Source organism: Streptomyces alboniger (assembly GCF_008704395.1).
Classification (GTDB): domain Bacteria; phylum Actinomycetota; class Actinomycetes; order Streptomycetales; family Streptomycetaceae; genus Streptomyces; species Streptomyces alboniger.
In genome coordinates, this window is record NZ_CP023695.1 from 3,795,697 (window position 1) to 3,815,128 (window position 19,432).

General features: G+C 72.2%; 15 protein-coding genes, 4 tRNA genes and 1 other RNA gene. 9 read left to right on the plus strand and 11 right to left on the minus strand.

The features are described from left to right. Nucleotides 1-30: 30 nt before the first annotated feature. The 5 genes from CP975_RS16795 to purS form a co-directional block, all read right to left on the minus strand. Entirely contained in the window at nt 31-870 is an 840-nt protein-coding gene (locus tag CP975_RS16795) for a M23 family metallopeptidase (RefSeq protein ID WP_055533124.1), read from the minus strand. A gap of 32 nt (nt 871-902) precedes the next feature. Continuing rightward, on the minus strand, nt 903-1,403 hold the full coding sequence (locus tag CP975_RS16800; protein WP_055533122.1) for a helix-turn-helix domain-containing protein: 501 nt from the start codon (nt 1,401-1,403) through the stop codon (nt 903-905). Between the two features lie 125 nt (nt 1,404-1,528). Further along, nucleotides 1,529-3,778, minus strand: coding sequence for a phosphoribosylformylglycinamidine synthase subunit PurL (gene purL, locus CP975_RS16805; protein ID WP_055533114.1), 2,250 nt, complete (start codon nt 3,776-3,778; stop codon nt 1,529-1,531). Continuing rightward, nucleotides 3,775-4,455, minus strand: coding sequence for a phosphoribosylformylglycinamidine synthase subunit PurQ (gene purQ / locus CP975_RS16810; protein WP_055533112.1), 681 nt, complete (start codon nt 4,453-4,455; stop codon nt 3,775-3,777). The genes purL and purQ overlap by 4 nt, the downstream gene beginning before the upstream one ends. Then, a complete protein-coding gene (gene purS, locus CP975_RS16815) occupies nt 4,452-4,718 on the minus strand; it encodes a phosphoribosylformylglycinamidine synthase subunit PurS (protein ID WP_055533110.1) in 267 nt (88 codons plus the stop codon). The genes purQ and purS overlap by 4 nt, the downstream gene beginning before the upstream one ends. Before the next feature lie 353 nt (nt 4,719-5,071). Here purS and CP975_RS16820 point away from each other — a divergent pair, with 353 nt between their 5' ends. The 8 genes from CP975_RS16820 to CP975_RS16855 all read left to right on the plus strand — a co-directional run bounded on the left by CP975_RS16820 (nt 5,072) and on the right by CP975_RS16855 (nt 10,332). Continuing rightward, a complete protein-coding gene (locus CP975_RS16820; protein ID WP_055533108.1) occupies nt 5,072-5,389 on the plus strand; it encodes a histone-like nucleoid-structuring protein Lsr2 in 318 nt (105 codons plus the stop codon). Nucleotides 5,390-5,512: 123 nt separating this feature from the next. After that, nucleotides 5,513-5,584 (plus strand) — tRNA-Gly (locus CP975_RS16825). Nucleotides 5,585-5,663: 79 nt separating this feature from the next. Then, nucleotides 5,664-5,739: transfer RNA gene (locus CP975_RS16830), tRNA-Gly, on the plus strand. 144 nt (nt 5,740-5,883) lie between these two features. Next, a complete protein-coding gene (locus CP975_RS16835) occupies nt 5,884-6,882 on the plus strand; it encodes an ABC transporter ATP-binding protein (RefSeq protein WP_055533106.1) in 999 nt (332 codons plus the stop codon). Next, nucleotides 6,879-7,658, plus strand: a complete 780-nt coding sequence (locus CP975_RS16840) for an ABC transporter permease (RefSeq protein WP_055533104.1) — start codon at nt 6,879-6,881, stop codon at nt 7,656-7,658. Before CP975_RS16835 ends, CP975_RS16840 begins: the two co-directional genes overlap by 4 nt. Nucleotides 7,659-7,672: 14 nt before the next feature. Next, a complete protein-coding gene (locus tag CP975_RS35800; RefSeq protein WP_070321253.1) occupies nt 7,673-9,631 on the plus strand; it encodes a histidine kinase in 1,959 nt (652 codons plus the stop codon). Next, nucleotides 9,628-10,236: a response regulator transcription factor gene (locus CP975_RS16850; RefSeq protein ID WP_055533102.1), complete on the plus strand. Its 609-nt coding sequence runs from the start codon at nt 9,628-9,630 to the stop codon at nt 10,234-10,236. Before CP975_RS35800 ends, CP975_RS16850 begins: the two co-directional genes overlap by 4 nt. Nucleotides 10,237-10,259: 23 nt before the next feature. Then, nucleotides 10,260-10,332 (plus strand) — tRNA-Gly (locus CP975_RS16855). 54 nt (nt 10,333-10,386) lie between these two features. Here the strand turns inward: CP975_RS16855 and CP975_RS16860 are convergent. From CP975_RS16860 to ffs, 6 genes are all read right to left on the minus strand, one after another. Beyond that, nucleotides 10,387-11,283 (minus strand): phosphoribosylaminoimidazolesuccinocarboxamide synthase, encoded by an 897-nt coding sequence (locus CP975_RS16860; RefSeq protein ID WP_055533100.1) that lies wholly within the window; start codon nt 11,281-11,283, stop codon nt 10,387-10,389. Nucleotides 11,284-11,389: 106 nt separating this feature from the next. Next, complete coding sequence (locus CP975_RS16865; RefSeq protein ID WP_055533099.1) at nt 11,390-12,877, minus strand: N,N-dimethylformamidase beta subunit family domain-containing protein; 1,488 nt, start codon at nt 12,875-12,877, stop codon at nt 11,390-11,392. Nucleotides 12,878-13,148: 271 nt separating this feature from the next. Beyond that, on the minus strand, nt 13,149-14,963 hold the full coding sequence (locus CP975_RS16870) for a hypothetical protein (RefSeq protein ID WP_150477060.1): 1,815 nt from the start codon (nt 14,961-14,963) through the stop codon (nt 13,149-13,151). Between the two features lie 354 nt (nt 14,964-15,317). Continuing rightward, nucleotides 15,318-16,571, minus strand: coding sequence for a phosphoribosylamine--glycine ligase (gene purD / locus CP975_RS16875; protein WP_150477061.1), 1,254 nt, complete (start codon nt 16,569-16,571; stop codon nt 15,318-15,320). A gap of 254 nt (nt 16,572-16,825) precedes the next feature. After that, the gene (locus CP975_RS16880; RefSeq protein WP_150477062.1) at nt 16,826-19,081 is read right to left on the minus strand and encodes a DNA polymerase III subunit gamma and tau; all 2,256 of its coding nucleotides are present in this window, start codon (nt 19,079-19,081) and stop codon (nt 16,826-16,828) included. A 44-nt stretch (nt 19,082-19,125) separates the two neighbouring features. After that, nucleotides 19,126-19,224, minus strand: an RNA gene (ffs, locus tag CP975_RS16885) — signal recognition particle sRNA small type. Between the two features lie 120 nt (nt 19,225-19,344). Here ffs and CP975_RS16890 point away from each other — a divergent pair. Continuing rightward, a tRNA-Ser gene (locus CP975_RS16890) sits at nt 19,345-19,429 on the plus strand. Nucleotides 19,430-19,432: the final 3 nt, after the last annotated feature.

Here is a 19,432-nt window from a genome sequence, read left to right on the forward strand (position 1 = left end):
CTCAGTCATCCAGCCGCTCAGTCATGCCGGTCACGGTACCGGGGTGACCTCTTCCCGCACCGTGAACGTCTCGCGGTTGCCGGGCACCCCGACCCCGCGCCAGCTGAACGGCACACCGCGCGCCACGTTCAGGTCGGGCCCGTCCATCAGCTGGAAGTGCAGATGCGGCTCGGTGGAGTTGCCGGAGTTCCCGCAGCTGCCGAGCCGCTGGCCCGCCACCACCTCGTCGCCCGCCCTGACGGCCAGCGACCCCTGCTTGACGTGCGCGTACACGGCGTACGTGCCCTCGCCGAGATCCAGCACCACGTGGTTGCCGACGACGCGGCGGTTCCCGCCGAGCGTCCTGCCGATGCCCTCGATCACGAAGAAGTACAGCAGCGCGGCGAGGGAGTTGCGGCTGAGGTGGTCCCGCTGGCCGTCCTCGGCGTGCACGACGGTGGCGTCGCCGACGGCGAGCAGCGGCGCCCCGAAGGCGGGGAAGGCGCGGTTGCCGCGCGCGATCGGCCACAGCCAGGCGAAGGCCGGGCGCGCGGGCCCCTCCTCCGGTACGGCCACGATGTCGATGGCGTAGGTCTGCCCGAGGCCGTGCGTGCCGTGGCTCGGCACCTTGTCGGCGGGGCTGTTCAGCGCCGACCAGCGGCCGGTGACCGGCGGGTCGACCTCGACGGGGGCCGGGGGGCTCGCCACGATCTCCCGGCTGACGGCCCGGCGCCGGGGGATACCGATCGCGAAGACGCCGACGATCGGGATCCAGCCCACCCAGTACGGGTACGGCAGCTCGACGAAGAACCCGGCGACGACCTGGACGAAGACGTACAGCACCAGCAGGCGCTCAAGCACCCCGGTGAACTTACGCATACCTATGGACATGTCGTTCCCCCTGCTGCGGTCGGTGCGGTCGGTCAGGGACGCGCGGCGGAGAGCATCACGAGCAGCGGGACCACCCGGCCCGCCGGAACCTCGTAGCGGCCGCGTCCCGTGCTGTGCAACCAGCCCGCGCCGGTCAGTTGGCGCAGGTGGTGGTAGATCTGGCCGGTCGTGCCGATGTCGTCGAGCGCGGCCAGCTCGGCGGCGGTGTGCGTGCCCGTGAGGATCTCCCGCAGCAGCCGGAGCCGCACGGGGCTGCCGAGCGCGGCGAACGAATCGGCCGCCTCGGACCAGTCGTCCTCGAACAGCGACTCCGTGAGCCGGCCGTACTGCCACTCGTACCGGTGCCCGGTCGGCACCCGCACGGCTCCGGTGAACAGGACGGCTCCGTCCGCGTCCCGCGTCACCGGGTGCTGCGCCTTCAGCGCGTCGAGGGCCCAGAAGTCGCCCTCTTCCACGGGGGGCGCGGGCGGGCCCGCGCTCTCCAGCTCCGCCACGCGCCGTTCCAGCGCGACGACGCGCTCTTCCAGATCCATGGGTGAGAGGTTACGTAATTACGTAATTTTGATCAAGGGCGTTGATCCACCGGCGTCGGACCCGAAAACGCCGAAGCCCCCGCCCGGACGGTGAGGTCCGGGCGAGGGCTTCTCCGAGACGGCCGTCAGGCGAAGAGGCCCGGAATCGTCCCCTCGTGCGCCTCGCGCAGCTCGCTCAGCGGCAGCGTGAACTCGCCCTGGAGCTCGATCGCGTCACCGTCGACGACACCGATGCGCCGCACGGGCAGACCGCGCGCCCCGCACATGTCGGTGAAGCGCAGCTCCTCGCTGCGCGGCACGGACACGACCGCGCGCCCGGCCGACTCGGAGAACAGGAAGGTGAACGCGTCCAGGCCGTCCGGGACGACCAGCCGCGCACCCTTGCCGCCCCGCAGGCAGGACTCGGCGACGGCCTGCACGAGACCGCCGTCGGAGAGGTCGTGCGCGGCGTCGATCATGCCGTCGCGCGAGGCCGAGATGAGGATGTCGCCGAGCAGCTTCTCGCGCGCCAGGTCGACCTTCGGCGGCAGCCCGCCGAGGTGGTCGTGGATCACCTGCGACCAGGCCGAGCCGCCGAACTCCTCGCGCGTCTCGCCGAGCAGGTAGAGGAGCTGGCCCTCTTCCTTGAAGGCGATCGGCGTGCGGCGCGCGACGTCGTCGATCACGCCGAGGACGGCGACGACCGGCGTGGGGTGGATCGCCGCCTCGCCCGTCTGGTTGTAGAGCGAGACGTTGCCGCCGGTGACCGGGGTGCCCAGCTCCAGGCAGCCGTCCGCGAGGCCGCGGACGGCCTCGGCGAACTGCCACATGACGTCCGGGTCCTCGGGCGAACCGAAGTTCAGGCAGTCGGAGATCGCGAGCGGCTTGGCGCCGGACGCGGCGACGTTGCGGTACGACTCGGCGAGCGCGAGCTGGGCCCCCGTGTACGGGTCGAGCTTCGCGAACCGGCCGTTGCCGTCGGTGGCGATGGCGACGCCGAGGCCCGTCTCCTCGTTGATCCGGATCATCCCGGAGTCCTCGGGCTGGGCGAGCACGGTGTTGCCCTGCACGAACCGGTCGTACTGGTCGGTGACCCAGGACTTCGCGGCCTGGTTCGGGGCGGCGACCAGCTTGAGGACCTGCGCGCGCAGCTCGTCCGCGTTCGCCGGGCGGGCCAGCTTGTTCGCGTCGTCGGCCTGGAGGGCGTCCTGCCACTTCGGGCGGGCGTAGGGGCGCTCGTAGACCGGGCCGTCGTGGGCGACCGTGCGCGGGTCGACGTCGACGATCTTCTCGCCGTGCCAGAAGATCTCCAGCCGGTCGCCGTCGGTCACCTCACCGACGACGGTGGCGATGACGTCCCACTTCTCGCAGATCTCCAGGAAGCGCTCGACCTTGCCCGGCTCGACGACCGCGCACATCCGCTCCTGCGACTCACTCATGAGGATCTCCTCGGGAGTGAGCGTGGAGTCGCGCAGCGGTACGTCGTCCAGCTCGACCCGCATGCCGCCGGAGCCGTTGGACGCCAGCTCGGACGTCGCGCAGGACAGGCCGGCCGCGCCCAGGTCCTGGATGCCGACCACGAGCTTCTCAGCGAAGGCCTCCAGGGTGCACTCGATGAGGAGCTTCTCCTGGAAGGGGTCGCCGACCTGGACGGCGGGGCGCTTGGAGGGCTTGCTGTCGTCGAAGGTCTCGCTCGCCAGGATCGAGGCGCCGCCGATGCCGTCGCCGCCGGTGCGGGCGCCGTACAGGATGACCTTGTTGCCGGGACCGCTCGCCTTCGCGAGGTGGATGTCCTCGTGCCGCATGACGCCGATGGCACCGGCGTTGACCAGCGGGTTGCCCTGGTAACAGGCGTCGAAGACCAGCTCGCCGCCGATGTTGGGCAGGCCCAGGCAGTTGCCGTAGCCGCCGATGCCCGCGACGACGCCGGGCAGCACGCGCTTGGTGTCGGGGTGGTGCGCGTCGCCCATCCGCAGCGGGTCCACGACCGCGACCGGGCGGGCGCCCATCGCGATGATGTCGCGCACGATGCCGCCGACGCCGGTCGCCGCGCCCTGGTAGGGCTCGACGTACGAGGGGTGGTTGTGCGACTCGACCTTGAAGGTGACGGCGTAGCCCTGGCCGACGTCGACGACGCCCGCGTTCTCACCGATGCCGACGAGCATGGCGTCGTTCTCCGGGACCTTCTCGCCGAACTGCCGCAGGTGGACCTTGCTGCTCTTGTACGAGCAGTGCTCGGACCACATCACGGAGTACATGGCCAGCTCGGCGCCGGTCGGGCGGCGGCCGAGGATCTCGCGGACGCGCTCGTACTCGTCTTCCTTCAGGCCCAGTTCGGCCCAGGGCAGCTTGACGTCGGGGGTCTCTGCTGCGTGCTTGACGGTGTCCAGAGTCATGCGTTGACCAGCTTCTTCAGGATCGAGGTGAAGAATCCGAGGCCGTCGGTGCGGCCGGTCCCGACGAGCGGCTCGACCGCGTGCTCGGGGTGCGGCATGAGGCCGACCACGTTGCCCGCCTCGTTGGTGATGCCGGCGATGTCACGGAGCGAACCGTTCGGGTTCGTGTCCAGGTACCGGAAGGCGACGCGGCCCTCCGCCTCCAGCATGTCCAGGGTCCGCTCGTCGGCGGTGTACTGCCCGTCGATGTTCTTGAGCGGGATCGAGATCTCCTGGCCGGGCGTGTAGTCGGCGGTCCAGGCGGTCCGGTCGGTCTCCACGCGCAGCTTCTGCTCGCGGCAGATGAAGTGCAGGTGGTTGTTGCGCAGCATCGCGCCGGGCAGGAGGTGCGTCTCGGTGAGGACCTGGAAGCCGTTGCAGATGCCGAGGACCGGCATCCCGGCCTTCGCCTGATCGATGACGGACTCCATCACCGGGGAGAAACGGGAGATGGCGCCGGCCCGCAGGTAGTCGCCGTAGGAGAAACCGCCGGGCAGCACCACGGCGTCGACCTGCTTGAGGTCCTTGTCCTTGTGCCAGAGCGGCACGGCCTCGGCGCCCGCCACGCGGACGGCGCGCTGGGTGTCGCGGTCGTCGAGGGTTCCGGGGAAAGTGACGACGCCAATTCGAGCGGTCACTTCTCTTCCTCCGCCTTCTCGTCCTCCACCTTTACGACGAAGTCCTCGATCACGGTGTTGGCGAGGAAGGTTTCCGCCATCTCGTGGATACGGGCGAGGGCCGCGTCGTCGACCGGCCCGTCCACCTCGAGTTCGAATCGCTTTCCCTGACGTACGTCGGAGATGCCCTGGAAACCGAGGCGCGGCAGTGCACGCTGCACCGCCTGGCCCTGGGGGTCGAGGATCTCCGGCTTGAGCATGACGTCGACTACGACGCGTGCCACTGGCACTCCCGGTGTGTGGTGCTGGCGTGTGCTGCTTGCACGGTGCTGAGCAGGTGCCTTCAGACTACCGGCACAAAATTTCTACTCGCGTAGATTCGTAGAAACCTACGTGATGGCGGTCACGTTCCGACGATCCGGGAGGTTTCGAACGGGACATCTTCAGGAGGAATCCAGGAAAAGATCACGGCCCCGCATTGAGGGCGGACACGCGGAGATATTCGGCCGGGCTTCACAATGCATTGCCAAGCACTGTACAAAGGAAATGGCAATAGTCGATACTTTCCCCAAAACAGCCGGACAGTCGGCATCACCGCACGTCAGCGTGGTGGAGCCGCACGAAGGGACCGATATTCGTGGCGCAGCGTGTCGTAGTCGCACTCTTTGACGACATGGACGGCGGGGAAGCGGCGGAAACGGTCGCGTTCGGTCTTGACGGCAAGTCGTACGAGATCGACCTCAACCAAACCAATGCCAAGAAACTGCGCACTGCGCTCGCCCCCTACCTGGAGGCGGCCCGCAAGCACTCGAAGTCCGGGAAGGTGTACCGGCACACGGCCGTCTCCCCCGACCCGTCGGCCGTCCGGGCCTGGGCCCGCTCGCACCAGATGGACGTGCCGCCGCGCGGCCGCATCCCCAAGCGGGTCTACGAGGCCTTCGAGGCCGCCAACTGACCCCGCGCCCCACCCCGGTCCGAGCCCCTCGCGGCCACCGACTTGCGCTGCACCCCCGCTGGTCAGCTAGAGTCTGGAGCACGCCGAGGGGCAAGGCCGAAAGGCCGGACCTCACGGAGTCGTGCGGGTGTAGTTCAGTAGTAGAACATCCCCCTTCCAGGGGGAAGGCGCAGTGTGCAATTCCTGTCACCCGCTCCGCATCGCCTACCGACCAGTCTTCTGGTTGCGGTAAGCTGGTGCTCGCGCCGATCAGTGAAAGCTGTTCGGATGCAATGCGAACGTAGCTCAGTTGGTAGAGCGCAACCTTGCCAAGGTTGAGGTCGCGAGTTCGAACCTCGTCGTTCGCTCCAGTTTCAAGAAGGCCCCGGTCGAATCGACCGGGGCCTTCTTCGTGTGCCTATGGCTTCGTGGTGCGGCGCGCTTCTGACATTTGTCATGCGGGTCGGTGACAGGCCGCACTGCTGCCGCGCCCCTGACCAGGCGAAGCTTCTTCCATGACTGACCAAGTGATCGACGTGACCGATCTTCGGCGCGTGTACGGGGGCGGTTTCGAGGCGGTACGAGGGATCTCCTTCGGCGTGGGCCGCGGGGAGCTGTTCGCGCTGCTCGGCACCAACGGCGCCGGCAAGACGTCCACCGTCGAACTCCTGGAGGGCCTCGCCGCACCGGTCGGCGGGCGGGTCCGGGTGCTCGGACACGACCCGTACACCGAGCGGTCCGCGGTGCGGCCGCGCATCGGCGTGATGCTCCAGGAGGGCGGCTTCCCCACGGAGTTGACGGTCGCCGAGACCGTACGGATGTGGGCCGGATGCACCAGCGGGGCCCGGCCCGTCGCGGAGGCCCTGGAGATCGTGGGGCTCGCCAAGCGGTCCGGCGTACGCGTGAAGCAGCTGTCCGGCGGCGAGAAGCGGCGGCTCGATCTGGCCATGGCGCTCATCGGGCGCCCCGAAGTGCTCTTCCTCGACGAACCCACCACCGGGCTCGACGCCGAAGGGCGCCGCGAGACCTGGGAGTTGGTCAGGGAGCTGCGCGACAACGGCACGACCGTGCTGCTCACCACGCACTACCTGGAAGAGGCCGAAGTGCTCGCCGACCGGCTCGCGATCCTGCACGAGGGGCGGATCGCCGCCGAGGGGCGCGTCGCCGACGTCGTCGCCGCGCAGCCTTCCCACGTCTCCTTCGAACTGCCCGAGGGGTACTTCGTCGGTGACCTGCCGCCGCTCGCCGAGCTGGGCGTCAGCGGGCACGAGAGCGAGGGGCGCCGCGTGACCCTGCGGACGAACGAGCTGCAACGGACCGCCACCGGCCTGCTGTTGTGGGCCAGGGACGCGCGGGTCGAACTGGGGTCGCTCGATGTGCGGGCGGCCTCGCTGGAGGAGGCGTTCCTGCGGATCGCGCGGACCGCCGAGGGCGGGGAGCGCGGCGAGACCGGCGAGCGCGGAGAGCGCGGGGGCTCTGCGGTGCCTTTCGCCGAGAAGGAGATGGCGGCATGAGCACGGTGACCTTGACGACCCCCGCGGGGCGGATGCGGGCGCTGGCGCGCGCCGAACTGACCCTGCTCGGACGGAACAAGGGGACGCTGTTCGCGGCCCTGTTCGTACCGGTGGCGCTGCCGTTCAGCGTCATGTCGGCGATGAGCGAGGGCGAGCTGAAGGAGGTCGGGCTCTCCGTCGGCACCATGGTCCTGCCGTCCGCCATCGGCTTCTCCCTGGTCTTCGCCGTCTACGGCTCCCTGATCGGCGTCTTCGTCGCCCGGCGCGAGGAACTCGTACTGAAGCGGCTGCGCACCGGAGAGCTGCGGGACCACGAGATCCTGGTGGGCGCCTCACTGCCCGCCGTCGCCATCGGCCTCGCGCAGATCCTGGCGCTCGTGGCCGGGTGCCTCGCGCTGCTCGACGCGGGGGCGCCCGACAACGCGCTGTTCCCCGTCCTCGGGATACTGCTCGGCATCGTGATGTTCGGCGCGCTCGCCGCCGTCACGGCGAGCTTCAGCAGGACCGCCGAGACCGCGCAGGTCATGAGCATGCCGCTGATCTTCGCGTCGATGCTGGGCTCGGGGCTCGCCGTGCCGCTCGAAATGATGCCCGACACGCTCGCCTCGGTCTGCGAACTCCTTCCGCTCTCCCCGGTGATCGAACTCGTACGCGGCGGCTGGACCGGCGGGCTCTCGGCCGGCGAGGCCCTCGGTGCCGTCGCCACGGCGGTGGCCTGGACCCTGGTGTCCGTGTTTGCTGTACGGCGATGGTTCCGCTGGGAACCCCGGCACTGAGGAAGGGGATCCGCGTGGTCGGCGGGATACGGGCCTTGCAGCGTGGCTGGCAGGGCCGGAGCAAGATCGAGAAGGTCGAGTTCCAGAGCATGGCCATGTGGCACGCCATGCCCTGGCTCTTCTTCCTCAGCTGGGGTTCGCTGCCCCTCGGCCTGAGCCTGGACTCCGAGCCCGTCCCGCAAGTCCTCGGCTGGACGCTGATCGCGGTCGGCGCCCTGCAAGGCGTGCACGTCAACCGCAGCCTGCGGCGCTCGGTCGACCACTACCTGAAGCGGGCCGCGGCGCCGCGCCGCGACCTCGCCGTCTCCGGTTGCCTGCTGGCGCTCGCGCTGGGGCTCGTGCTCGGCCTGGAGGCGGTGGACGGCGTCGCCGACGGGATGATCGGCTTCACCACGCTGTATCTGGCGGTGCCGTTCTGCCAGGCGCTCGCCTTCGCGGTGTCGGTCCGCGGCTTCCTCGTCCGGGTGGCGCTGATCGACGTGGCGGCCGTGGCCGCCTTCGCCGCCATCGGGGTGCGTGACGAGCGGCTCGCCGGGTTCGCCGCCCTCATCGCCTTCGCCGGGCTGCTGACGCTGCTCTCCGCGCGCTGCGGGGCCTGGACGCTCTCCGTGATGTGGGAGGCCGACCGGGCCCGCGAGGTCGAGGCGCGGCTCGCGGTCGCCGAGGAGCGGCTGCGGTTCGGGCGTGACCTGCACGACGTCATGGGCCGCAACCTCGCCGTCATCGCGCTCAAGAGCGAACTGGCGGTGCAGCTCGCCCGGCGCGGGCGGCCCGAGGCCGTCGACCAGATGGTCGAGGTGCAGCGGATCGCGCAGGAGTCGCAGCGTGAGGTGCGGGAAGTGGTGCGGGGCTACCGCGAGGCCGACCTCGGGGTCGAACTCCTCGGCGCACAGGGCGTGTTGGAAGCGGCCGGGATCGGCTGCCGGGTGACCGGCTCGACGGCGGGGTTGCCCGTGCCCGTGCAGTCGGCCCTGGGGTGGGTCGTAAGGGAGGCAGCCACGAACGTACTGCGGCACGGGGACGCGACGCGGTGCGACATCTCCCTGACGGTCGCTGAAGGGCGTACGACGTTGACCGTCGAGAACGACGGGGCACCGGACGTACCGCCTCCGGGCACGGGCCGCGAGCCCTCGGCGCCGGGCGGCGGATCCGGCCTCGCCGGGCTCCGGGAGCGGCTGGCGGAGGTGGGCGGCTCGCTGGACTTCACGTGCACGCAGGGGCGGTTCCGGCTCACCGCGGAGGTGCCGGTGTCGGGCGCCGACGACGAACGGCAGCCTCGGGGGGCCGCCGGGGGCCGCCTGCGGGCCCCCGAGGGCTCGGCTCGGGGGGCCGCCGGGAGCCGCCTGCCGGAGCCTGCCGGGAGCCGCCTGCCGGAGCCTGCCGAGAGCCGCCTGCCGGAGGCTGCCGAGAGCCCAACTCCGGAGACCGCCGAGGGCTCAGCCCAGGGGGCCGGCGAGGGTTGTCCGCGGGGAGCCGGCGAGGGTTGTCCGCGGGGAGCCGCCGAGGGTTGTCCGCGGGGAGCCGCCGAGGGCTCGGCTCGGGGGGCCGCCGGGAGCCGTACCCAGGAGGCCGCCAAGGGCTCAGCCCAGGCAGCCGCCGAGGACCGTCCGCGGGGAGCCACCAAGGCCCCGGCTCAGGAGGCCGCCGGGAGCCGTACCCAGGAGGCCGCCGAGGACCATCCGCGGGAGCTGGCCGAGGGGACCGCCGAAAGCCGTACCCAGCAGCCCCCCGAGCGCTCAGGGCGTCCTCGGGGGGCCGCCGAGAGCCCCCTGCCGGAGGCCTCCGAAAGCCCGGCCCAGAAGGCCGCCGAGGGCTCAGCCCAGGGGGCTACCAACGGCTGTTCGCAGGAGGAGGCAGCCGAGAGCGCAATCCCGGAGGCCTCCGAGGGCTTGACCCAAGAGGTCGTCGGCCAGGGCCCTCCGCCTCTCCTGCCTCAGCCCCAGCCCCCGCTCCGGAAAGAAGCTCTGCTGTGACCCTGCGCGTGCTGCTCGCCGATGACGAGCACCTCATTCGCGGCGCGCTCGCCGCGCTCCTCGCCCTGGAGGACGACCTCGTCGTCGTCGCCGAGGCCGCGACCGGGCCCGAGGCGCTCGCCATGGCACGGGCCCACCGCCCCGATGTCGCGGTGCTCGATCTCCAGATGCCGGGCGCCGACGGTGTGAGTGTGGCCACATCCCTCCGGGACGAACTCCCGCACTGCCGGACCATGATCGTGACGAGTCATGGCAGACCGGGACATCTCAAGCGGGCCCTCGCGGTAGGCGTGCGGGGCTTCGTCCCGAAGACGGTCAGCGCGCAGCGGCTCGCCGAGATCATCCGCAGCGTGCACGCCGGAAACCGTTACGTGGACCCGGAGTTGGCCGCCGACGCGATCTCCGCCGGGGACTCGCCGCTGACCGCCCGCGAGGCCGAGGTGCTCGAACTCGCCGCCGACGGGGCGCCCGTCACGGAGATCGCCGAGCGCGCCGCCCTCTCCCCCGGGACCGTCCGCAACTACCTCTCCTCGGCGGTCACGAAGACCGGGGCGGAGAACCGTCATGCGGCAGTGCGTCTCGCACGCGAGCGAGGTTGGGTATAGTTGTCCTCGCGCTACGGCGCAGCGCGGACGTAGCTCAGTTGGTAGAGCGCAACCTTGCCAAGGTTGAGGTCGCCAGTTCGAACCTGGTCGTCCGCTCAGAGATAAGGCCCCGCTCCTCGGAGCGGGGCCTTTCCGCGTTCCCGGCCCGGCCTACCAGGCGGTGCCCGTCAGACGCTCGTACGCCTCGATGTACTTGGCACGTGTGGCGTCCACCACGTCCTGCGGGAGCGCCGGGGGCGGCTGCTCGCTCTTGCGGTCCCAGCCCGAGGCCGGAGACGTCAGCCAGTTCCGCACGAACTGCTTGTCGTACGAGGGCTGGGCGTGCCCCGGCTCCCACTGGTCCGCGGGCCAGAAGCGGGAGGAGTCCGGCGTCAGGACCTCGTCACCGATGAGCAGCTCCTCGCCGTCGAAGCCGAACTCGAACTTCGTGTCCGCGAGGATCAGGCCGCGCTCACGGGCGATGTCCCGCGCCCTGCCGTAGACGGCGAGCGTGGTCTGGCGCAGCTGGGCGGCGGTCTCTGCGCCGACCTGGCGGGCCACTTCCTCGTAGCTCACGTTCTCGTCGTGCTCGCCGACCGCGGCCTTCGCGGCGGGCGTGAAGATCGGCGCGGGCAGCTCCGAGCCGTCGGTCAGGCCCTCGGGCAGCGCGAGGCCGCAGACCGTACGCGAGTCGTTGTACTCCAGGAGGCCCGAGCCCGTGAGGTAGCCGCGGGCGACGCACTCGACCGGGACCATCTCCAGGGACTTGCAGACGAGCGTGCGGCCCGCCCAGTCGGCGGGGGCACCCTCGGGCACGTCCGTGGAGATGACGTGGTTCGGGACGATGTCCGCGAGCTGGTCGAACCACCACAGGGACAGCTGGGTGAGGACGCGGCCCTTGTCGGGGATCTCCGAGGGCAGCACCCAGTCATAGGCGGAGAGGCGGTCGCTGGCGACCATGACCAGCTCGCCCGCCTCGTTCTGGTACAGCTCGCGCACCTTGCCGGTGTGGAGGTGCACCAGCCCCGGAACCTGAAGCGGCTCGGGCTTTTCTACGAATCCGGACACGGTTCCCTCCAGTGGTTCTGGCCAAGTGATGCCGATTCTCCCGTATCGGGAGCGCGGTCTTGGCCAGGGGTTCGGCGGAGTGGCGCGATCACGGGGCCCGCGGGGGTCAGTCCCGCTTGCAGATGCGGTCCAGGAGGTTCGCCGTGGCGCGCTGGACGCGGGTGTCGACGTGGCCGGGCCGGTCGAGCGCCGGGGACCAGGCGAAGGTGCCGGACGCGAAGACCAGGGCGCCCGAGGGCGCGCGGTACAACGACGTCTCCTGGTGGCGTGTGACGCCCTCCGCGTCCGCGTACGGCGAGTGGGCGAGCAGGATGCGGCCCTGGTGCTCGGGGAGCGCGGTCCGCGGGTAGTAGCGGTCGGCCTCGCCCGCGACCAGGCCCTCGATCTCGTCGCCCTCGTGCGCTCCCGTCGCCTCCCACAGCCAGTGGTCGGCGTTGCGCACGACGAGGGGGTGCGGCTCGGGGACGCGGCCCGCGTACTGGATGCCGAGCAGTTGCTGTTCGGCCGCCTTGCCGCCGTCCCGCTCGCGCCAGAGGGCGGGCCTGCCGGGGCCGTGGCGCTTGCGGCAGGTCAGCAGGCGGTCCTCGACGCCGGACGGGGAGGGGCCCAACTCCACCTGCCAGTACATGGTGTTGGCCGAGAGGAAGACCAGGGAGGTGCCGCCGTCGCGGGCCAGCTCCGTGGTGCGGCGCATGGCCGGGGACCAGTACTCGTCGTGGCCGGGGAAGACCAGGCCTCGGTAGCGGGTGGGGTCGATGCTGCCGGCGTGCAGGTCCCGGGCGTCGGCGTACGCCAGGTCGTAGCCGTACCGCTCGGCCCAGCGGATGAAGTCGTAGGCGTGGCCCACGTGCAGGGGCAGGCCCGCGCCCGCGTACGGCCGGTCGAAGGAGACCGTGACGGCGGCCTCGCTCTCGCCGAGGAGACGGCCCTGCTCGTCCCAGGCGTGGTAGAGGCTGGCGCCCGTGCGGCCGTCCTCCGGGTAGAGGTTGTACGCCTGCCAGGTCACGTCCGGCAGGAGGAGCAGGAGGTCCGCGGGGTGGCTGTCGCGGACCGTGAAGGGCACGTGCGAGCGGTACCCGTCGGCGGTGGTGAGCACCGCGACGTACGCCCCGATGCTCCAGTAGGTGGGGATCTGGAGGCGCCAGGAGAGCCACCAGTGGTGGCAGGAGACCGTGCGGTCCGCGGTGAGCGGGGCCGGCTGGACGATGCCGGACAGGCGCGGGCTCGTCGTGATCTTGCTGGCGCCGTCACCCCCGTAGTGCCCGATGCGGTAGATGTCGACGCTGAACTGCTGGGGCGGGTCGACGGTGACGTGGAAGTCGATCGCCTCGCCCGGGGCGGCGGCGCCGGTGGACGTGAAGCCCTTGATCTGGCAGCGCACGTCGTCGGCGGTCAGGGGGGCGCCGGTGCGGGGCGCCGGGATGTTCGCCCCCGGGGCGGGGGCGTGGTCGACGTACCAGGGCACGACCTTGCCCGTGTCGTCGAAGTAGTGCTCGGATCCTCGCAGCCAGGGGAGCGGGCCCTGGCCGAAGGGGTCCGACACGGCGTGCGCCAGCGCGCCCGATTCCCAGCGGCGGATCTGCTCCTGCCCCATGTCTTCCCCTCCCTCGCTCCCCCGAGCCTGCGGTCCCGGTTGATACGCACGGCCCGGCGACCACTCCCAGCACATCACATTACGCACGCGCTCCGTCACCGTTCGTCGCGATTGACGGGGAACGGGGGGAGGGGCGGTGGGCCGCTGGGCGAGGGCGATGCGCGGGTTCCCCGCGGCGGGGTGAGTGGTACGCGGGGCCCGCGGGGACCGGAGCCTGCGGGCCGGCCTGTGGGCCGTCGTCCTTGTTCCTGGTCAGATCCCTTGTTCCTGGTCAGACCAGGCGGACCGGCTTCTCCTGGCGGACGCCGAGGCGGGTGAGCCAGTCCCGCAAGGGGGACGGATCGCCGTGCTCGACGAGACGCAGGACCCGCGGCGCGAGATCCGCCGCGCGCTCCCCGTCGACCAGCAGCGCGGGCCCGTCGAGCCAGTCGAGGCCGGGCGCCGCGCCCGCGGTGTCCACCGCCGCGCAGCACACCATCGCCGTGACGTGGTCGGCCAGCAACTCCCGGCCCGTGCGCGGCGGCTGGAGCGGGAACAGCGGCAGCGCGCCGTCGTCCCAGAGCGCCTCGTCCGGGCCCTGTCCCGCGGGTGCGGGGCGGGCAGGTGCCGCGGCCTCTTCCCTGGCCAGCTCGGCGCTGAGGCCGGCGGCGAGGATGCCGCTGGGGCTCTCGTCGTGGGCCTCTGCCCCATACGCCTCACGCGTGCCCGGGACGGCGAACTCCTCATACGCAGCCGCCTCGGACGCAGCAACCACCCCATACCCCCCAGCTGTGCTGGCCGAGCCGCTCAAGTGGTCCAGGACGCGGGCGAGGGTCGGGCCCTCGGGGTCCGGGGCCGTCGGGTCGGCGGGGTGGTGGCCGACGCCCAGGGAGTCCAGGACGCGGTGCAGACGGGCGGCGTCCATGCGCCACTTGCGGTCGACGACCTCGTCCGGATACTCCTGCCAGGCCACCGGCGCCCAGTCCGGCCCCGTCTCCGCGGGGCCGCCGTGGAAGAGGCGGGCCGCGAGCAGCGAGGCCGCCTCATCCACCGAGCCCGGCTCCTCCAGGAGGTCGCAGGCGGGGCGCTCGCCCAGACGCGAGGCGAAGCCCTCCGCCAGGCGGTCCCTGCGGGACAGCTCCGTGAGCGCGGAGACCACGCCCGCGTCGAGCCGGGAGGGCCAGCGGCCCATGCGCCAGGCGGGCAGCGCGACCCGGGTGAGCAGCCGGTCCCAGCCCGCGTACGCGAGGCCGACCTGCTCCTGGGCGACGATCCGCACTCCGTAGTCCACGGTCTGCGCGCGCTCCGCGGCGGCCGCGGCGACGCCGCGCTCCATCTCGGCGGCGTGCACCCGGCAGTTGCGCAGCAGCAGCCGGGCGATCCAGCCGATGCCGCCGAGCACCGTACGGATCACGGGGCCGCGGCCCGGGGCCGAGGCGACCGCGACGGCGGCGTCGAGCCCGCGCACGAAGCGCCGGGCGGCTGCTATGTCGGGGTGCGCGGAGGGGCCCGTGCCCGCGACGACGGGCGCGAGGACCGCGCGCAGCTCGCCGACCCGCATCCACCACAGGAACGGGGAGCCGATCACCAGCACGGGAGCGGTGGAGGGCACACCGTGCGGGACGCGGGCGCCGCGCACGGTGTCGGAGGCGCCTTTCGCAGCCCCGGCGGTGTCCCGCTCCTTCGCGGGCCCGTGCGCCGGGTGGGTGCGGTCCTCCAGCCAGCTGTCGCAGTCGGGGGTGAGCGCTATCGCCGAGGGCGCGGGGACGTCCAGCCGGTCGGCGAGATCACGGACCAGGCGGTACAGATCGGGGGCCGACTCCTCGGCGATCGCGACCGTCGGGCTCAGGGCCGGTCTGGCCCGGGCGACGACCAGCGCGACGCCCGCCGCGACGAGCAGCACCAGCACGGCGAGCGCCGTCACGATCCAGCGCGCGACGTCCCAACTCGGGCCGACGACATGGCCCGTGGCCCCGCCCGCGAGCAGCACGACGGCGGCGGCCGCGGGCAGCAGGGCGACGGCCAGCGCCCGGCTGCGCAGACGCAGCACGGCGATGGCCCGGGAGCGCGCGGCCTGCGCGCCGACCTCCACACCCGTACCTGACACGACCGATGGCACCCCTCTGCTTGCCTACTGCTCGGCTGCTTGCCTACTGCTCGGCCACCGGCCGGGGCCGGTGGTCACATCAACGGCGTTGCTCTTGCTCACTCCCCCACTGTGGCACCCGCCACTGACATCGCAATGCCGGTGGTCTGTTTGGCTCTGGGTGCTCTGAACGCTTGCGCCGCACCCTAGTTGGGGTACCGGTCGTCGTCAGCCGGATGGGCCAGCGGTCACTCGATGGAATGGCTTTGGCTAGAGGTGGGTGCCAAAAGGCCCCGGATCCAGTGTCGGATCCGGGGCCTTGAGGCTGTTCGGCGGGGGTGCGGGGGCCGCGGGGGTGGCGCGGGTCTCCGCGGGTTACGCCTCCGCGGCCGCCTTCGCCGCGATGTCCGTACGGTGCTGGGAGCCGTCGAGGCGGATGCGCGACAGGGCGGCGTACGCGCGTTCGCGGGCCTGGGTGAGGCCGTCGCCGGTCGCCGTCACGGACAGCACGCGGCCGCCCGCGCTGACGACGGCGTCGCCGTCCCGCTTGGTCCCGGCGTGCAGAACGTACGCGTGGGGGGCATCCTGTGCCGCCACCTCGTCGAGTCCCTCGATGGGGTCGCCCGTGCGAGGGGTGCCGGGGTAGTTGTGCGAGGCGACGACCACGGTCACCGCGGCGTCGTCGCTCCAGCGCAGCGGGGGCAGGTCGGCGAGGTTGCCGGTCGCCGCGGCCATCAGGAGCCCGGCGAGCGGGGTCTTGAGGCGGGCCAGGACCACCTGGGTCTCGGGGTCGCCGAAGCGGGCGTTGAACTCGATGACGCGTACGCCGCGACCGGTGATCGCGAGGCCCGCGTACAGCAGCCCGGCGAACGGCGTGCCGCGGCGGCGCAGCTCGTCGACCGTCGGCTGGAGCACGCTCCGCATGACATCGTCGACCAGCTTCGGGTCGGCCCACGGGAGGGGCGAGTACGCGCCCATACCGCCGGTGTTCGGGCCCCCGTCCCCGTCGAGCGCGCGCTTGAAGTCCTGGGCGGGCTGGAGCGGGACGACGGTCTCGCCGTCGGTGATCGCGAAGAGGGAGACCTCGGGGCCGTCCAGGAACTCCTCGATGACCACGCGGTCGCAGGCCAGGGCGTGGGCGCGGGCCGCCTCGATGTCGTCCGTGACCACGACGCCCTTGCCGGCGGCGAGCCCGTCGTCCTTGACGACGTAGGGCGCTCCGAAGGCGTCGAGGGCCTCGTCGATCTCCTCCGCGGTCATACAGACGTACGACCGAGCGGTCGGCACGCTCGCGCCCGCCATCACGTCCTTCGCGAACGCCTTGGAGCCCTCCAGCTGGGCGGCCTCCTTGGACGGGCCGAAGCAGGGAATGCCCGCGGCGCGCACGGCGTCGGCGACGCCCGCGACGAGCGGGGCCTCCGGCCCCACGACGACGAGCCCCGCGCCGAGCCGCTGGGCGAGTGACGCCACGGCGGCGCCGTCGAGGGCGTCGACCTGGTGCGTCTCGGCCACTTCCGCGGTGCCGGCGTTGCCGGGGGCGCAGTGCAGCTCGGAGACGTCGGGATCGAGGGACAGAGAGCGGCACAGGGCGTGTTCGCGGGCACCACTGCCGATGACGAGGACCTTCACGGGGTCAGCCTAGCTGGCGGGGCGGGGCGGGTTTGTGCGGCCCACCTAGGGCTGGCTCCGGACCCTTTTGTACGTTCCTCCAGGTGAGCCCTGGCTGTCGTTCGGGGCGGGGCTGGGGCGCCGTGTTGTCGGGTGCGGGTTGTGTCCGGCCGGACTGCGCCGCCCCTTCGCGGCGGATATCTCCCACCCGCCCGTTTACCCCGCGCTGCGGAGTGGAGGAAGGGCGGGCGGGAAGCTATCCGCCCCGCCCGGATCTATTCGTTCGGATACTCGTCCACTACCGTCGCGCCCAGCTCGCGAACGATCAGGTCGTGGCCGGACAGGGCCGATTCGACGAGGTCCGGGTCGTCGTCCTCGGGCACGTCGTCCTCGGGGGACACATGCTCCGGGGCGGGGGCCGACCGAGGAGGCGGCGTCGGCTCCGGGGCCGGCGGGGGCGGGGCCTGCGGGGCCGGGGCGGCGGGGCGCGGCGTCGGCTGCTGCGGCGGGGCCGCGGGGCGCGGAGCCGCAGGAGCACCGCCCCCGCCGAAGTTCCCCGCGGCCGGCGGCGGCGCGGAACCGCCCGACGGGTCGACGATCGCCTCGACCTTCCACTGCACGCCGAACTGCTCGGACAGCGCCTGCCGCAGCACGTCCTCGCTGCCGCTGCTCGCGAAGTTGTCCCGCGCCCCCGCGTTGACGAAGCCGATCTGGAGCGTCGTGCCGTCGAAGCCCGCCACCTGGGCGTTCTGGCTGAGCAGGATCCAGGTGAAGCGGCGGCGGTTCTTCACCGCCTCGAGGATGTTCGGCCACAGGGTGCGCGGGTCGGGCCCGCCCGCGGGAGGCGACTGGTGCGCCAGGGGCGCGGGGCCCGGGGCGGGGGCCTGCGGAGCCGGGGCCGACGCCGGCGCGGAGGCCGGCGCTCCACCGCCCGTGGACGCCGCGGTGGGCCAGCCGCCCGGCCTCGGGCCTGACTCCGGAGCGGGGGCCGCGTGCGTGGGCGCGGGGCCGCCGCCCGGGGCCGAAGCCGTCGGCCACCCGCCGGGCCTGCGCTCCTCCGAAGGAGCCGAGGCCGCGGCGGGGGCGACGGGAGGGGCAGGAGCGGGCGCGGGGGGCGGTGCGGGAGCCGACGGCGGGGCGACCGGAGGCGCAGCCTGCGGCGCGGGCGCGAAACCCGCGCCCGGAGCGACAGGACCGCCCGCTTCAGGGGCGGGGCCCGGCCCTGCCTGCGGCGCTCCGGAGCCTCGTACAGCCGCGCGCGCGGCGGCGGGACCGGCCCCCGGAGCCACCGGCGCGGGACCGCCCGCGTGGGCCTCGGGTCCGGGAACGTACGCCATGGCGGGTCCGGGGCCCTGCCCGCCCGGTACGAAGTTCCCGCCGCGCTCCAGGCGGTCGAGGCGGGCCATGACCGAACGCTCGTCGTCGTACGCGGCGGGGAGCAGCACGCGTGCGCAGATCAGTTCGAGCTGGAGCCGTGGGGATGTGGCGCCCCGCATCTCCGTCAGGCCCTCGTTCACGATGTCGGCCGCGCGGCTCAGCTCGGCGCCTCCGAAGACACCGGCCTGCGCCTGCATGCGCTCCACGACGTCGGCGGGGGCGTCGATGAGCCCCTTCTCGGCGGCGTCCGGCACGGCCGCGAGGATGACCAGGTCGCGCAGCCGCTCCAGGAGGTCGGCGACGAAGCGCCGCGGGTCGTTGCCCCCCTCGATCACGCGGTCCACGACCTCGAAGGCCGCCGCCCCGTCCCCCGAGGCGAAGGCCTCGACCACGGAGTCGAGCAGCGAACCGTCCGTATAACCGAGCAGGGACGTCGCCATGGCGTACGTCACACCGGCCTCGCCCGCGCTGGCGAGCAGCTGGTCCATGACGGACATGGAGTCACGCACGGACCCGGCACCGGCGCGCACGACGAGCGGCAGCACGCCTTCCTCGACGGCCATGTCCTCGCGGCCGCAGACCTCGGCGAGGTAGTCCCGCAGCGTGCCGGGGGGCACGAGCCGGAACGGGTAGTGGTGCGTACGCGAGCGGATCGTGCCGATGACCTTCTCGGGCTCGGTCGTCGCGAAGATGAACTTGAGGTGCTCCGGGGGCTCCTCGACCACCTTCAGCAGGGCGTTGAAGCCCGCCGAGGTGACCATGTGGGCCTCGTCGATGATGTAGATCTTGTACCGGCTCGACGCGGGCCCGAAGAAGGCCTTCTCGCGCAGGTCACGGGCGTCGTCCACGCCGCCGTGCGACGCGGCGTCGATCTCGATGACGTCGATGGACCCCGGGCCGTTCCTCGCCAGGTCGCGGCAGGACTGGCACTCGCCGCAGGGCGTGGGAGTGGGACCTTGCTCACAGTTCAGACAGCGGGCCAGGATGCGCGCGCTCGTCGTCTTGCCGCAGCCGCGCGGGCCACTGAACAGGTACGCGTGATTGACCCGGTTGTTCCGCAGCGCCTGCTGCAGCGGGTCTGTCACATGCTCCTGCCCGATGACCTCGGCGAACGACTCCGGGCGATAACGGCGGTACAACGCGAGAGACGACACGCATACGAGGTTATAGGCGACCACTGACAACCCGGACCGCCCCAACGCAAAGCGCCCCCCACGCACCCGCCAGAGCCGACCTACCCTTGCTGCCTTCCGGCCCTGGGGGAGTTCAGTCAGATAGCGCCACGTGAGGGGCTGAGCCCCACCCTAACGGATCCCCGGGCCCGAAAGCGACGCCGGGACCCACCCTCCCGGCCTCCTCATCCCCCGGCCGGGATCGTGTTCGCGAGCACTCCCCAACGTCTTGTATTGTTTGCGGCGGAGGATTCGCCTAGTGGCCTAGGGCGCACGCTTGGAAAGCGTGTTGGGGGCAACCCCTCACGAGTTCGAATCTCGTATCCTCCGCAC

Excerpts from the sequence above, each read along its gene's own strand:
- CP975_RS16795 (WP_055533124.1), bottom strand. The coding sequence starts at position 870 with ATGTCCATAGGTATGCGTAAGTTCACCGGGGTGCTTGAGCGCCTGCTG.
- purL (WP_055533114.1), bottom strand. The coding sequence starts at position 3,778 with ATGACTCTGGACACCGTCAAGCACGCAGCAGAGACCCCCGACGTCAAG.
- CP975_RS16835 (WP_055533106.1), top strand. The coding sequence starts at position 5,884 with ATGACTGACCAAGTGATCGACGTGACCGATCTTCGGCGCGTGTACGGG.
- CP975_RS16800 (WP_055533122.1), bottom strand. The coding sequence starts at position 1,403 with ATGGATCTGGAAGAGCGCGTCGTCGCGCTGGAACGGCGCGTGGCGGAG.
- CP975_RS16865 (WP_055533099.1), bottom strand. The coding sequence starts at position 12,877 with ATGGGGCAGGAGCAGATCCGCCGCTGGGAATCGGGCGCGCTGGCGCAC.
- CP975_RS16840 (WP_055533104.1), top strand. The coding sequence starts at position 6,879 with ATGAGCACGGTGACCTTGACGACCCCCGCGGGGCGGATGCGGGCGCTG.